The sequence below is a fragment of the Actimicrobium sp. CCI2.3 genome (genome assembly GCF_035019065.1).
Lineage (GTDB): Bacteria > Pseudomonadota > Gammaproteobacteria > Burkholderiales > Burkholderiaceae_D > Actimicrobium.
Genome location: NZ_JASJWR010000056.1, coordinates 1 through 14,976 on the forward strand (window position 1 = coordinate 1; position 14,976 = coordinate 14,976).

Sequence of the window (14,976 nt, forward strand, 5' to 3'; positions counted from 1 at the left end):
CCCCACTACTATTTGGTGGGCACCACTTTGGCGGGTCATTGGTGTGCTGTACAGACGTCCTTGATGAGGCGCTTACCGTCAAGGCGTGGGTTCTGCTCAACCGGGAAGGCATTGTATGCGGCAAGCACCGTGTGGCGCGCCTGCGCAAGCTCGATTGCATCGAGGCGCGTCGCAAAAAGCACTTTCGTGTCATGCACGCCTACCAGCACACCGAACCGCCGGCAGCGAACCTGGTTAATCGTGTCTTCACTGTCGACGCGCCGAATCAGGTTTGGGTCGGCGACATCACGACGTTGCGTACACGCGAGGGATGGCTCTATCTGGCCATTGTGCTGGACCTGTTTGCCCGGCGCATTGTCGGCTGGTCGATGGGGACGACCCAGGCGGCGACGCTGCCGATTGCCGCCTTGAAAATGGCGATCGCCCAGCGCCAACGGCCGATTGGCGTGGTTTGTTATACCGACCAAGGCACTGTGTATGGATCAAGCGATTATCGTGACGTGCTGACCGAACACAGTCTGGTGGCGAGCATGAGTCGCCGGGGCAATTGCCACGACAACGCTGTTGCAGAGAGCTTCTTCTCCAACCTGAAAAACGAAATTACCCACCATGTAATCTATGACACAAGGCAGCAGGCGATGAGCGCCATTTCCGATTACATCGAGCTCTATTACAATTGCTTGCGGCTTCATCAAACACTCGGATACCGCACGTCAATGGAAACGGAAAAACGGCACCGTGTGCTCGTTGAAAACGTCTACCAAAACCGGGGCAACTCAGCACGAGTGAGCTGTTCGCACGTGGGCATTACCGCCTGGTTTGCAAAATCATCAACGAGACGGTGTGGGTGCTAACCTTGATTCACACTGCAAGAATCTGGCCATCGTCGATACGGTTGCTTATGCCGGATGCTTCTTTTTACTGCACCGAGTAATGAAGATTACCATTCCCAAGCCAGCCAGCATCAACGCGTAGGTTTCTGGTTCTGGCACAGCTGACGCAACTGACACAGCGCAATTTAAGCAAGAGACTTTTCCATTGGCACCTAGTGTAACGTACCCGGACGCCAATAAAGGACCTGAAGTCGCATCGGCACCAGTCGAAATGTAACTACCAGAAAGGACTGTACCAATCATCTGAGTATTTGCTCCGAAAGCCCCATAGCCGCCCGTATTCCAGATCACTTCAGCACCCGGGCCGGAATTGATGATGTCAACTGCTGTGAACGCGCCCGTTGATAAATAAGTGTCGATGTTGAAAAGCCACAAAGGATTCAAAGCCCCTTGGCCATCAAGCGTTAGGTGCGTGGATGCAGCTGTTGTTATCGCTGGGGCGTTGTAGACACCGGCGAACAGAGTCTGAGTGCCACTCATCGTTGCGGCAAGCGTCGTCGTCGCCGTGATGAGACTCAGTGCAGTCTTGGCCCCCTTCAGCTGATTCAATGCGTTGCTCACCGGCGACCTGAAACTAAGCGGAGAATAAGGATTATTCTCTGAACTGCGCGAGCCACCTCCTAGGGTAATGTAGCTGCTCGAATTATTTGAACCGCCATTGAAAGAGTTTGCACCGACCTCAATGTAGCCGACAGCATAATTTGAACCCGTATTCGAGGAGCCCGCTCCAGTTGTGATGTAGCTCCCTGAGTAAAGCTGGCCTGTACTGACGAAATTGGCTCCAGTTGCGATATAGCTCCCCGCGTAGCTTGAACCATATCCGAAGTTGTTTAATCCGGTGGTTATGTAAGAATCTGCACCTACGTTGCCGGTAACTGTAGATCCCGCGCCGGTAACCGCATATTCACCGGCCAAGATTACAAAGCTGGTCAGGTCGGAACCCAACAGCGGATTAGCAGCTCCCCCCGCCGGAACCAATGCAAAGACAGCGAGCGCCGAAAGTATGAGTTTTTTGTGTGTAAATTTGAATTTTTTCATTTTGAGTACAAAAAATTATGCGCCCTAACCGGCGGAATTTGTCCAATATGGTGGCGGGAAACATTTGTTTATCAGACTCCATCCGTTGAGGTAAGTTTTTGGATTTTATTACGGTTAAAAAGTGGTACGGAAAAAGTCGTTGGATTGGTGATTCATGCGGGAACTTAGCTGAGCAGGTTTTCCGACACCCCATTTTGAGAGGTGGACAAATTCCGTCGGCCCACGCTTAGAACCCCAAGTTGTAAAGCTCCATAAACGAAAATAACAATCAAGGAACAATCGTACGTTTTTCAACAAATTTACAAAGAATCGGCATTATCAATAATTTTCGCGGCGGTAAATCAAGGAGCTTTTGTAGATGGCGAAAGTGGCGCACCCTTGTATGCTGTTTTTAACGGTTGATTTTGATTTGATCGATGTGGCGCCAAAGATATCGGAAAGAGCGCGTAGCACGACTGTAGGTATCTTTGGCGCGGCGTTCCGGTCTTCTTCGATAACCGTTTGAAAACAGAGCAGGCCAGCGTCATTGGCGTAACCTGCAAGAGTTCATTGGGGAAGCCGTTGCACCCTACAGGACCGTTTTTTGCATGTATTTTGGTTTTTTATCCGATTTTTCAACAATGAAATTTGATTGGTGCTCGATCAGCTGTTTTTATTCTTTAATCCAGGCTTTATTTAGCGCTGCTTTAGCCGATTCAAGTACAATTTTTTGCACATTAATGAATTCTAAAAACATTTAAAAACTTAGCAGATTCACTATAATTAATTTCAAATTGTAAACACATTTACCCAAAAAGCAACATTTGCGAATTGTTTTTTTACTATTGATAAAACAGGTTGAACTAAACCGCTCACGCGGTGGAAGGCCCCAGCGCGCACAGGCACCACTTCGTGGCGTCCCCGACTCCACGTAATGCCTGCGCTGGTGAACTTTTAGGTGAACTCTTGACCGCGAGGATTGTCACTCCGGTTCAAGGTGATTTTCATGATCCCTCTTCGCGAGCGCATGAACAATGCGATGGTTCTTCGTAAGCGCTCCATAAACTACAGGCTATTCAAGCCCCAACAACAGTGGTCAACTGCGTGTCATGGAAATTCCAAGGCAACAGCGCCGCCACTTCATCGACCGTCGTGGCCGCCGGCAGCTCCCGCAACACCCGACGCAGCCACAAGTACGGCTCCACCCCGTTCGCTTTCGCCGTCTGCAGCAGCGAGTAGATGACGGCACTGGCGTGTGCACCGGCCGGGGTGTCAGAGAACAACCATGCTTTCCGGCCAGCGACAAACGGCCGGATGGCGTTCTCGCAGCGGTTGTTATCAATCGGCAGATCGCCGCGTTCGGTGTAGCGTGTCAGGCGGTCCCAGTATTTCTGCAAATACGCCAACGCCGTACCCAGCGCACTCTTGGGCGTTACACCCGGCAGCGTCTGGTCAAGCCAGGCACGCAACCTCGCCAGCGTCGGCAGACTGTACTGCTGGCGTGCCAGCAGGCGCGCCGCTTCAGTGGCGTCCTTGTGCTCGCGCTCGATGCCATAGAGCTTGCCGATCAACGCAACGGCGTCATCGGCCAGTCCGCGCCGGCCTTTGGGTTGGACGCGCGCAGCGTCGACGAAGCGGCGGCGCACGTGCGCCCAGCATGCCAGGTGGTTGATGCCATCGGTTTTGGCCAGGGCGTTGTAGCCGTCGTAACCATCCGTCATCAGATAGCCGCGATAGCCGTCGAGCAGGCGTACTGGCACCGCACCGCTGCGACTGGCCGCGTAATCGAACAGCACCACCGGCTTGTCCGGCGGTCCGCCGGTCTGGACCCACATATAGCTCGTCGATGTGGGCGTCTTGCCGTCTTCCTTGAGCACTTGCACGACGGTTTCATCCATGTGGATGAAAGGGCCGTCGGTGAGGTGGTCGCGCAGCAGGTTGTGCAACGGTTGCAGCAACTGGCTGGCACCAATGACCCAGCGCGCCAACGTCTGGCGCGGTACCGGTACGCCATGCCGGTCCAGCACGTATTCGAAGCGCGCCAGCGGCAAGCCATCAATGAACTTGACTACCAGCAGCATGGCCAGGAAGTCGGCACTGGCATTACTCTTGGGCAGCGGCTGTGGCGGCAAGGCCGCCGTGACCGGGGCGTGCACGCTGCCGGGACAGCCGTAGCGCTTGCGCACATGACGCAATACTCGCACCTGCATTGGGACGATGTCGAGCTGTTCGCTGATGTCGCACCCGATCTCGACCATGGGCGTGCCGCATGGGCAGGTCCGCTCGGTTTCCGGTACGTCATGGACGACATCGACACGTTCGAGCTCTGCCGACATGGCACGCCGTTTGCCGCGCGTCGGTCGTTTGGCCGGCAATACCGGATCAACTGGAGGCTCCGCCGGCGGTGGCACGGTGGCCAGATCCTGCTCGGCGCTACTGGTGTGCGCCAGAACTTCGGCTTCGTCGAACAGGCGCGCCTGACCCGGCAGCTGTTCCGAGCTCACGCCGAAATGGCGATGCCGTGCCAGCACCATCTGTTCAATCATGCGGGTGATGGTCGCTTGCGCTTCTTGCCGGATTTGGTGAGTGGTCGAGACAATGGCGGCAGCCACTGCTGTGGCAACTGCCGCCTCCACTGTTGCCGCGACAGCGGCCTGCTGCGCGTGCAGTAGCTGCTTGAGCGAGCCGATATCGTCCGGCAGAACAGCCGGCAGAATGAACTGCGGCGATGCACTTTCGGGAGGTAAAAAGGACGATGTTTGCGTAGCAAATGGCATGCCGTATTTTACCAAATCTCCCTATGAAACCGAAGAGAAATGCAGCGTTTTATGCGGCCCTTTGTGCCATAAATCAAAGCCTTCGAGCAGCCATTCAAACTGGGCCATATCGAGCGTGTGCGTCGCGGCTTCGCCATCGTCCGGCCAGGCAAATTTCTCCGCTTCCAGTCGCTTGTACCACAGGCAAAAACCATTGCGGTGCCAGTACAGCACTTTCATCTTGTTGCGCTGGCGATTGATGAAGACGTATAACGCACTGCCGAACGGATCGAGCGCCAGCTCCTGCTGGACCAGCGCGCTCAGGCCATCGATAGACTTGCGGAAATCGATGGGAGCCCGGCACAAATAGACCTGCTCGACACGGCAACCCGGATGCATTAGTGGACTCCCTGAACGGCGTACGCCAGCGCGGCCAGCCATTGCGGTGTCGGGAGCGTTGCCATGTCGATGCGCAGGCCCGACGACACGATCACCGTGCATCCCGAAGAAACCGCTGCGACGGTAGGTGTCGCCACACGCACGGCAACAAAAGACGGACCCGCGCTGGCCGGCTTCGTGATGCCAGGCCCTGAATGTAATACCCGCTGCCAGCGATACAGGCTCTTGACTGACAGGCCGTGCTGCTTCGCATACGCGCTCGTTGAGATCGCTTCCTGCTTCACCGCCGCTACATGCGCCGACCAGAATTCCGCTTTCTTGTTCATGTTCACTCCGCTCAGATTGGGAATGCAAGCGTGCGGGATTCATCGCGGAGGGACAAGGGTGGAGTTTATGGAGCGCTTACCCTCGATCGCAAGTGATCCTTAAGTTAAGTCGCTCGCATAGTTATCGAACTATGCCGTTAGCTTCTCACTCAATGATTTATCCTCAGCAATGGAACTCGACCATCTCGGTAGATGATGAAATGCAACGAATTGCGATTGCATCCCAGTTGCAGAAATTTTCGGAAGAGACCATGCGATAATGTCCGTATTTATTGAAAATAATCGTACAGAACTAATTCAACGCTGTACCAGTAAAGTCACGAAGCGCATACAGCGTAACGCCACCGCCGAGCAGCTTAAAAACGGCGTACCGATGTTCATCGATCAGCTCGTAAAAACACTTGAAGCAGAAAAATCAGGCGATAACGTTCGTGGGAAAGCGATTTCGGGGCCCTCTGGTGGTAACTCAGAGTCATCGTCTGATATCGGAAAATCGGCAACCGAACACGGCAAAATACTACTCAACCTGGGCTATACGATCGATCAGGTTGTGCATGATTATGGTGATCTCTGCCAGGCAATTTCGGACCTGGCCGTTGAACGGGAAGTACCGTTTGAAGTAGATGAATATCGAACACTCAACAGATGTCTCGACAACGCAATTGCGGACGCAGTAACGCAATTTAATGTTGAACGAGATATCTCAATCGCTTCACACCAATCCTCTGACATCAACGAGCGTATCGGCTTCTTGATGCATGAATTACGCAACTCGCTCGGGTCTGCCATGTTGGCAGTAGCAGCGATGGATCACGGTAATCTTGGTATATCGGGAGCCACTGGTGGCGTCTTGAAACGCAGTCACGCAGCCATGCTGAAGATGATAGAACGCTCGATTCATGAAGTTCGTGCGAAGAATGCAGATTCGTCCGAACGAGGGGTATTTTCGTTGGCGGATTTTATTGCTGAAGCAAAGCAACCCGCTCTTCTCGATGCAGAAAATCATGGCTGTGTACTCGAGGTTGCTGCAGTTAGCGAAGACCTACAATTAATCGCCAATCGCGAGTTACTTTTAGCAGCACTGGCAAATTTACTGAGTAACGCTTTTAAATTCACCCATCACCATACGATGGTTTCGTTGAAAGCCTACGCGGTCGGTAACCGTATTCTGATCGAAGTTGCAGATAACTGTGGCGGTCTTCCGCCTGGAAATGCCGAAAAAATGTTTGCGCCTTTTATGCAAAATAGTGGTGACCGCAGCGGACTAGGACTGGGCCTTTCGATCGCGCGCCAAAGCATCGAAGAAGATGGTGGCACGTTGACCGTGCAAGATGTCCCGAATATAGGTTGCATCTTTACGATTAACTTACCCATGCACTGAATCGAGCCGGAAATTCCGTGGGTGAGGCGCTGAGTAATGCTTACGGATGCGCTCACAATCTTGCCACTCCCGGTAGGGGCAGCGCGCAGGAAGCCTCGGAAATGTTGTCGAAGGACTCAGCAGACCCAGAGCTAGCCGCGCCGCCGGGTTGACGTCACAACTCCCGTAGTCATGTTGCCCCACTTTTCGTCCGGATAACGACCGATGACTTCCTCGTCCCGCCCGCACCAGCACAAGCACCAACACCAGCAACAATCCTGGCTCAAGAAACTGGGCCCCGGGCTGATCACCGGCGCCGCTGATGACGACCCAAGCGGCATTGCCACTTATTCGCAGGCAGGGGCGCAATTCGGTTTCAACATGCTCTGGACTGTGTTGTTGACCTATCCGTTGATGGTCGGCATTCAGGTCGTCAGCGCGCGCATCGGCCGGGTCAGCGGACATGGACTCGCCACCAATATCCGCCGTCACTATCCGGCCTGGCTGCTCTATACGGTGGTCGGGCTGCTGCTCATCGCCAACACCATCAACATCGCCGCCGATCTCTCGGCCATGGGAGAAGCCATGAAGCTCATTGCCGGCGGCCCGGCGCCCCTGTATGCCGTGCTGTTCGGTGTACTGTCCTTGCTGCTGCAGGTGTTCATTCCGTACCGGCGCTACGTGCGCCTGCTGAAATGGCTGACGCTGGCGCTGCTGGCCTATGTCGCCACGGTATTCGTGGTGAAAACTCCTTGGACGCAGGTACTGACACGTGCGCTGCTGCCCCATTTATCGTGGCAAAAGGAGTACATCACCACCGTGGTCGCCGTGTTCGGCACCACCATCAGTCCATATCTGTTTTTCTGGCAGGCTTCACAGGAAGTCGAAGACCAACGGGCCGATCCGCGTGCGCAGCCATTGGTCACTGCGCCCGAGCAGGCGTCCAAGGGACTGCGACGCATCAAGATCGATACCCTGATCGGCATGGGCTTTTCGAATCTGGTAGCGTTCTTCATCATCCTCACCACCGCGGTCACGCTGAACGTGCACGGCATCACCGACATCCAGAGTTCGGCACAAGCGGCAACGGCACTGCGGCCGATTGCCGGCGAGTTCGCCTTTCTTCTGTTTAGCGCCGGCATTATCGGCACCGGCCTGCTCGCCATTCCGGTACTGGCCGGATCGTCCGCCTATGCGATGGCTGGCGCATTCAACTGGAAGAACAGCCTGGAAGACACGCCACTCAACGCCAAAGCCTTTTATGGAATCATTGCCGTATCCACGCTGATCGGTATCGCGCTGGGATTCACCGCCATCGACCCGATCAAGGCGCTGTACTGGAGTGCAGTCATCAACGGTGTCATTTCGGTGCCCATCATGGCTGTGATGATGTTGATGGCGGTACGACCCGAGATCATGGGCCGGTTCACGATTACCGCTCGCCTGCGCCTACTCGGCTGGCTGGCCACGACGATGATGGCCCTCGCCGTGCTCGCCATGCTGGCGACACAGTAGGTGGATGGGTAGCAGCAATGCGCTGTTGCTACCCACCCAGTTAAGGGCTTACTTTGTTCACCGTCAAAATTTGGTTGAAATGTGTCGAATTATTGGCATGGCGAACAATCGCCCAGCCATGGAATGATTCCCATAATGCAGCGCCTAAGATCGTGGTACGCTGATCTACTTGAACTTGTTGGTAGTGGTTTCGCTTCGCAGCACCCTATCAGAGTTGGGTGTTGCACTTCAGTTTAGAGACCGCCCTTAGGGAATTTACAGTGGTGATATTTTTCCCGAGATGCACTCCGGTAGGACGTCTCTATTCTTTCAAGTAAGGCAATTGATGGCATCCGATCCTGATCAACATGGCGCCGACCGACAGCTTCGACAAAGCTGTCGTCTTGAGTTCATTGACCCTCCATGGCAAGTCGCGACTGGACGCTGAAAAATCAGCACGCTGACTCGTGCACGTTATTTGGGCCGTGGCTTCGTCAGATCCTTGTCGGGCTGACTCAGCGTCCCTTGCCTTAGCTCGCCTACTGCCCTGGCAACTGCTCGTGCAACATTACGGACTTCGTCCTGCACCGCCAGATCCTTGTCCAGCGTCGCGTGGCTATCTGCATAGGACTCGTAATACCCAATGTAGCGATCCAACCGTGCGCCCGCTCCCGCATCGATCAGCCCCATCCAGTCGAGCCAATCAGACAGGCTGCGGCGTACGCCTTCGATGCCAGCCACGTCGCCATGAACAACCAGCCCGTAAGCTCGACCTGCCAGATGTTTCGGGTAGTTCCATCCGGCCAGTTCAATAGCCTTCGCTTTTTCGGCATTTTTTCCGCTGGTGGAGGTGGGGTCGGGATTGCCACCGTCGGCACAGACCAGACGGTCAATCATCAGCTTCAGGACACCCGGCGTCTGATACCAGTACACCGGTGTGAGGATGATGACCGCATGTGCTGCGACCCATTTCTGGTAGATGTCCGCCATCCAGTCGTTGGTCTGCCGCTGCCCGTGATTCGGGTAGCAGCTGCAAGGCCAGTGGCACAAGGGTATCGCCGTTGATGCGCACCCTTTGCAGGGATGAATATGTTTGTCGTAATCCGATGTCAGCAAGCTCAGATCGAGCAGATCCACCTCGATGTGCTGCGCCTCCAGGATCTCTTGTGCCAGGCAGGTTAGGCGCCAGGTTTTTGATATCTCGCTGGGGCAGCTGCCGTCATTGCGTGCCGAGCCGCAAATCAGCAGGACACGCGATGGCGTGCGAGCGTCTTTTTGCTGGATTTCGAGTGCAGCGAGCTGCTTGCTGTCGGCTTTCCACTGCGCCGAGAGGTCGTAATCGGGATCTGCAAAGCCGGGTCCGGCCTTTTCTGTGACGGGGGATTTATGGCCTTCCACATAGTTGGTCCAGGCAACCTGTTCGACGCTTGACAGCGCATCCTTGACCGTATCGAACGCCGGATCGGCGAAAGACCGCTGGAATTGCAGATGAAATTCATCTCGCCCAAGTGGGGGCGGGGCTTGGCCTGTGCGAGGCTTGGTCATGGCGTCTCCCGTTCAATACGAAGAGTTTTATTCTTTATCGAATATTTGCCTGAGTCTGTCTGCCAGCGCACACGGCGCGATCATTAACCTCGGCCATGAAGCAGCGTCGGATCTATATCGGGCTCGTCACTATTTTGCCGAACGGCAGGTTACTAACCCAGCCAGTGCCGCTAGCCATCCCAGCTCAGCTTCAACCCAGCTCAGCTTCAACCCAGTCGGCAACAGGAAGCCATACAAGATCCGGTAAAACACCTTGGCATCGATCCGGTCATCCATCCACGCACCCAGCCTGACGCCAATCGGTGCCAGTGGCGACAGCACTACCGCCGTGGCGAGGTTGTCCGTAAGTGTCCAGCCACGGCATCTTTCGTCTGATAGAACAACGCGGCATGCTCGCGTATTTCTAATCAGGCGAGTACGAGCATGGACAATCACGAGCAATCGATCGTTGCAATTCCTCTGAATATTGGCAGGAGACCCAATTTTACTGGCCTCTTTAAGCGAGAGTTGGTTGAGCAAACATCATGGCCCGATATATCGGTCCCCGAAACATAGCCTAAACCGCTGTTTCATATCGTGGGCCCACTTTAGTGAGATACTTGGTGAGATTTCAATGAAGAAGACTGGTCTATGCTTACCGCACCGATACCATTGGACGAACCGGAGCGCTTGCGAGCGCTGGAGCTACTCGACGTTCTTGACTCCGCGTCCGAGCGCGAGTTCGACGTGCTGGTGGCAACTGCTGCTTTGGTGTGCGGCGTCCCAATCTCGTTGGTCAGCCTGATCGACCACGACCGGCAATGGTTTAAGGCCAATGTAGGCCTACCAAGCTTGACCGAGACGCCCCGTGACGGGGCGTTCTGTGCCCACGCGATTCTGGACGATGGCATCTTCGAAGTGCCCGATACCCTGGCAGACCCTCGCTTTGCCGACAATCCGCTGGTGACCACGGTGCCCGACATCCGCTTCTACGCCGGCGCCACACTACGCTTGAGCGACGGCGCCCACGTTGGCACACTGTGCGTGATTGACCGTGTGCCTCGGCAACTCAGCCAGCAGCAGCGCGAGGCGCTGCGCCTGCTGTCGATTGCTGTTGTCCAGGCGCTGGAATCACGTCGCATGGCACGGGCTTTTTTGGCCAGTGAAGCCCGTTTTCGTACGCTCAGCGAGTCATCGCCGTTAGGCGTGTTCGCCACTGACGCAGCCGGCGCCTGTACTTACACCAATGCGCGCTGGCAAGCCATCTACGGCCTAAGCGAGGCCGATGCCTTAGGCGACGGCTGGAGCCACACACTGCATGCCGACGACAAAGCCGCTGTCTTCGCCCATTGGCAGCACTCAGTAAAGCTGAAACAAGAATTCGACATGGAGTTCCGGGTCCGCCGCTACGACGGCACGGTGCGCCATGTACGCTCAGTTGCGCGTGCCTTACTGGATAGCGATGACGGGATCACTGGCTACGTGGGTTCGGTGGAGGACATCACCGAGCGCTTGGCGTCGCGCCGTGCACTCGACGAAGAACGCGAGGGCCAAACAGCGATCATTCAGGGCACCGGCGCGGGCACCTGGGAATGGAACGTTCAGACTGGCGAGACGCGCTTTAATGAACGCTGGGCCGAGATTGTCGGGTTCACCTTGGACGAGCTTTCCACCACAACTATCCAAACTTGGGCCGATTTGGCCCACCCCGATGACATAGCGCGATCCAGTGCGCTGCTTCAGACGCACTTTGCGGGTGAGACGCCGTACTACGAGTGCGAGGCACGCATGCGCCACCGCGGCGGCCACTGGGTCTGGGTGTACACCCGCGGCAAGGTGCTGACTCACAGCACCGAGGGCCAGCCCGAGTGGATGTTCGGTATCCACCTGGACATCACCTTACGCAAGGTCCAGGAAGACCGGTTGCGCAAGAGCGAGGAATTGCTCAACCGCACGGGCGCGCTGGCCCAGGTCGGAGGTTGGGAGGTGGACATTGCCAGCGGCAGCATCCACTGGTCCGAGCAGACCTGTCGCATCCACGGTGTGGAGCCCGGCTACCAGCCCCAGCTGGCCGAGGCAATCGACTTCTATGCGCCGGAGGCGCGCCCCGTCATCGAAGCGGCCGTGGCGCGGGCCATGGCAGGCGGCACGGACTGGGACCTGGAACTACCGCTCATCCAGAAGGGCGGTTGCAAAATCTGGGTGCGTGCAGTGGGCTATGCGGAGTTCGAGGGCGAAAAGCCTGTGCGGCTGTTCGGCGCATTCCAAAACATCACCCAGCGCGTCCACGATCGCCTGGCTTTAGAAGCAGCTCAACAGCGCGTCACGCTGGCAACCAAAGCCGGTGGTATCGGGATGTGGGAGCTGAACGTGCAAACCGGCGTAATCACCTGCAATGCACTGATGTACTCGCTATACGGTCTGCCTGAGGGATTGGGTACGGACGCCTACGAGCTCTGGGCTCGCCACCTTCACCCCGCCGATCAAATCCGAGCCCAGCTGGAGTTCAAGTCTTCCTTGAAAAGCGACGCCGACTTTCGCTCCGAGTATCGTGTAATCTGGAGCGATGGCTCGGTGCACTTTCTCCGTTTCGCTGGCAGTTTCATGCGTGACGCTGCGGGCCAGGCTCTGCGCATGGTGGGCGTGAATTGGGATGTGACGCCACTGCGCGAGCTCGCCAACCAACTGGTCGAACAACACGAGCTCTTGCGCGTGACTCTGCAGTCGATCGGCGACGCGGTGATCACCACCGACGCGCACAGCCAGGTGACCTGGTTGAACCCGGTGGCCGAGCGCATGACCGGCTGGCTTTCCGGCGAAGCGCTCGGACGGCCACTGACCCAAGTCTTCCACATCGTCAACGAAGAAACGCGCCTACCCACCGAGAACCCCGTGGCCACCTGCCTGGCGCAGGGCAAGATCGTGGGCCTGGCCAACCACACGGTGCTTATTTCGCGTAATGGTGACGAGTTCGGCATCGAGGATTCTGCTGCGCCGATCCGCAACCCCGGTGGCGACGTGCTCGGCGTCGTGCTGGTCTTTCACGACGTGACCGAACAGAGACGCCTGTCCGGCGAGATGAGCTACCGCGCCACGCACGACGCTCTCACGGGACTGGTCAACCGGGCCGAGTTCGAGACCCGGTTGCGCCGCACGCTGGACAAGGCCCATGAGGAACACAGCGAACACGCTTTACTATACATTGACCTCGACGAGTTCAAGCTCGTGAACGACGCCTGCGGGCATTTTGTGGGCGACCAGCTCCTGCAGCAGATGGCCAAGCTGCTGAGCGAAGCCGTGCGTGTGTGCGACACGCTGGCTCGCCTGGGGGGTGACGAATTTGCAGTCATCCTGGAGCACTGCTCGTCCGACCAGGCCCAGCGCGTGGCACAGCAGATTTGCGACCGCATGGAGCAGTTCAGGTTCCTGCACGGCGAGCGCCGCTTTCGGATCGGCGCCAGCATCGGCTTGGTGCCTGTGGACAACCGCTGGGCCAGCACGGCCGCCGTCATGCAAGCGGCAGACACCTCGTGCTACGCCGCCAAGGAAGCGGGCCGCAACCGCGTGCATCCTTGGTTCGATACCGACCAGGCCATGCACGCACGCCATGGCGAAATGCAGTGGGCCACACGGCTGGAGCAAGCGCTGGATGAAGACCGGTTCGTGCTTTATGCGCAGCGTATCGAAGCACTTAGCGAGGGCTCCACGGGGCTGCACGCGGAAGTGCTGATCCGCTTGCTGAACAGCGATGGCAGCCTGATCCAGCCGGGGGCCTTCCTGCCAGCGGCAGAGCGCTTCCACATGGCCACGCGTATCGACCGCTGGGTACTCAAGCGCGCCGTGCAGCAGATCCAGGCCATGCCAGATGTGACTGCCCTCGACACTCTTTGCATAAACCTGTCAGGGCAGTCGGTGGGTGACCGGGCGTTCCACCAGCATGCCATCAGCGCGTTAACCGAAGCCGGCAACGCGGTCTGCCGGCGCATCTGCCTGGAGATAACGGAGACCGCCGCCGTCACCAACATGGCTGATGCCGCGATCTTCATCGAACAGGTCCGCGCTCTTGGGGCCAGAGTGGCGCTCGATGACTTCGGGGCTGGAGCTTCGTCGTTCGGCTACCTGAAGACCCTCAAGATCGATCTGCTTAAGATCGACGGCAGCTTCATACGCGACGTAATCGACGACCCGCTGGACGCTGCCGCTGTGCGCTGTTTTGTTGACGTGGCACGGGTGATGGGGGTCAAGACGGTAGCCGAGTTCGTAGACCGGCCTGAAGTTCTGGCGCACGTGCGTGAGATCGGTATCGACTACGCGCAAGGGTTCTTACTACATAGACCCGAACCGATTGAGAACCTGTTCGGCGCTGCTACGCGACTCGCGCGGGTCTAAATCAACGTAGCGGTTTATCGCCACGGCGTAGCGTTGGTGTACTTCAAAGTTGAAGGCGACTGTCCCCAGCCACTGCCAGATTATGCTGTCACTTTTTGACTGAGAACGGAGTTTGGGCGTGCTGCGGCCAGCATGCGGTTCAACACAGGGACCCCGACGGCAGCCTCGTTTGTTGCGCCGCAAATCCCAGTGAGCGCAGTCGAGGGCTAATCAAGGATTTGTGGCGGCCCATGGTTGTCTCGACCAAGGCGAGCTGTCCATCGCCAGTGGCGGTTTGCCAGGCCATCCGGCCTTCTGTGTTGATTTTCTCAAGATGACGATCACGCTGATTGGGCGCACACGACGCTGTACTAGGAACAGCGGTTTTGTGTGGCGGAATCGTCACTTCGATATTGCCACCATGTTGCGCGATCGTCTGATAGGTAGACGTTCCATCGTAGGCACCATCGGCGATGATTTTTTTATCTCTTCTTTGATCTGTGCCAGCAGTGGCACCAGTGGCACCACGTGGGACGGGTCATCCGTATTCTGGTCGATGAGGATCTGCGCCACGACCATGCCACTGTCTGCATCGACCGTCAGATGCAACTTCCGTCACGTCCGGCGCGGCTTCTTACCATGTTTTGCTTCTAGCCATTGACCTGCACGGAAGTAAGCGTCCAAGCAAGACATCTTGCATGACGTGATTGTCCCCACTTGTTTTTAAGTGGTGACTTAAGCTGACGCTGCAGCGGTCTCTTCGTAAGCGCCTCATCAAGGACGTCTGTACAGCACACCAATGACCCGCCAAAGTGGTGCCCACCAAATAGTAGTGGGGA

Annotated in this window: 11 protein-coding genes; 4 read left to right on the forward strand and 7 right to left on the reverse strand. The window is 56.7% G+C overall.

The genetic code is table 11. The annotated features are described in order from the left end of the window. The coding region (locus QN370_RS19925) for an IS3 family transposase (protein WP_323581799.1) at window positions 1-854 on the forward strand (854 nt) is incomplete at its 5' end. 45 nt (window positions 855-899) lie between these two features. Here QN370_RS19925 and QN370_RS19930 read toward each other — a convergent pair. From QN370_RS19930 to tnpA, 4 genes are all read right to left on the reverse strand, one after another. Continuing rightward, entirely contained in the window at window positions 900-1,931 is a 1,032-nt protein-coding gene (locus tag QN370_RS19930; RefSeq protein WP_322129377.1) for an ice-binding family protein, read from the reverse strand. A gap of 1,055 nt (window positions 1,932-2,986) precedes the next feature. Continuing rightward, a complete protein-coding gene (gene tnpC / locus QN370_RS19935) occupies window positions 2,987-4,687 on the reverse strand; it encodes an IS66 family transposase (RefSeq protein WP_322129378.1) in 1,701 nt (566 codons plus the stop codon). A 21-nt stretch (window positions 4,688-4,708) separates the two neighbouring features. Next, window positions 4,709-5,065, reverse strand: coding sequence for an IS66 family insertion sequence element accessory protein TnpB (gene tnpB, locus QN370_RS19940; RefSeq protein WP_322129379.1), 357 nt, complete (start codon window positions 5,063-5,065; stop codon window positions 4,709-4,711). Then, entirely contained in the window at window positions 5,065-5,391 is a 327-nt protein-coding gene (tnpA, locus tag QN370_RS19945; protein ID WP_323581800.1) for an IS66 family insertion sequence element accessory protein TnpA, read from the reverse strand. Before tnpA ends, tnpB begins: the two co-directional genes overlap by 1 nt. Before the next feature lie 259 nt (window positions 5,392-5,650). On the opposite strand from tnpA, the gene QN370_RS19950 reads away from it, so the two are divergent. Continuing rightward, window positions 5,651-6,772: a HAMP domain-containing sensor histidine kinase gene (locus tag QN370_RS19950; RefSeq protein ID WP_322129218.1), complete on the forward strand. Its 1,122-nt coding sequence runs from the start codon at window positions 5,651-5,653 to the stop codon at window positions 6,770-6,772. 204 nt (window positions 6,773-6,976) lie between these two features. Further along, window positions 6,977-8,266 (forward strand): divalent metal cation transporter, encoded by a 1,290-nt coding sequence (locus QN370_RS19955; protein ID WP_323581801.1) that lies wholly within the window; start codon window positions 6,977-6,979, stop codon window positions 8,264-8,266. Between the two features lie 453 nt (window positions 8,267-8,719). Here the strand turns inward: QN370_RS19955 and QN370_RS19960 are convergent, their stop codons facing one another. After that, entirely contained in the window at window positions 8,720-9,790 is a 1,071-nt protein-coding gene (locus QN370_RS19960; RefSeq protein ID WP_322129340.1) for a flavodoxin family protein, read from the reverse strand. Between the two features lie 129 nt (window positions 9,791-9,919). After that, window positions 9,920-10,111 carry a hypothetical protein gene (locus QN370_RS19965; protein WP_322129341.1) on the reverse strand — a complete coding sequence of 64 codons (192 nt, stop codon included), beginning with the start codon at window positions 10,109-10,111 and terminating at the stop codon, window positions 9,920-9,922. Between the two features lie 309 nt (window positions 10,112-10,420). On the opposite strand from QN370_RS19965, the gene QN370_RS19970 reads away from it, so the two are divergent. Further along, a complete protein-coding gene (locus QN370_RS19970) occupies window positions 10,421-14,158 on the forward strand; it encodes a PAS domain-containing protein (protein ID WP_322129342.1) in 3,738 nt (1,245 codons plus the stop codon). A gap of 381 nt (window positions 14,159-14,539) precedes the next feature. Here the strand turns inward: QN370_RS19970 and QN370_RS19975 are convergent, their stop codons facing one another. Next, a complete protein-coding gene (locus tag QN370_RS19975) occupies window positions 14,540-14,746 on the reverse strand; it encodes a hypothetical protein (protein WP_322129343.1) in 207 nt (68 codons plus the stop codon). Window positions 14,747-14,976: the final 230 nt, after the last annotated feature.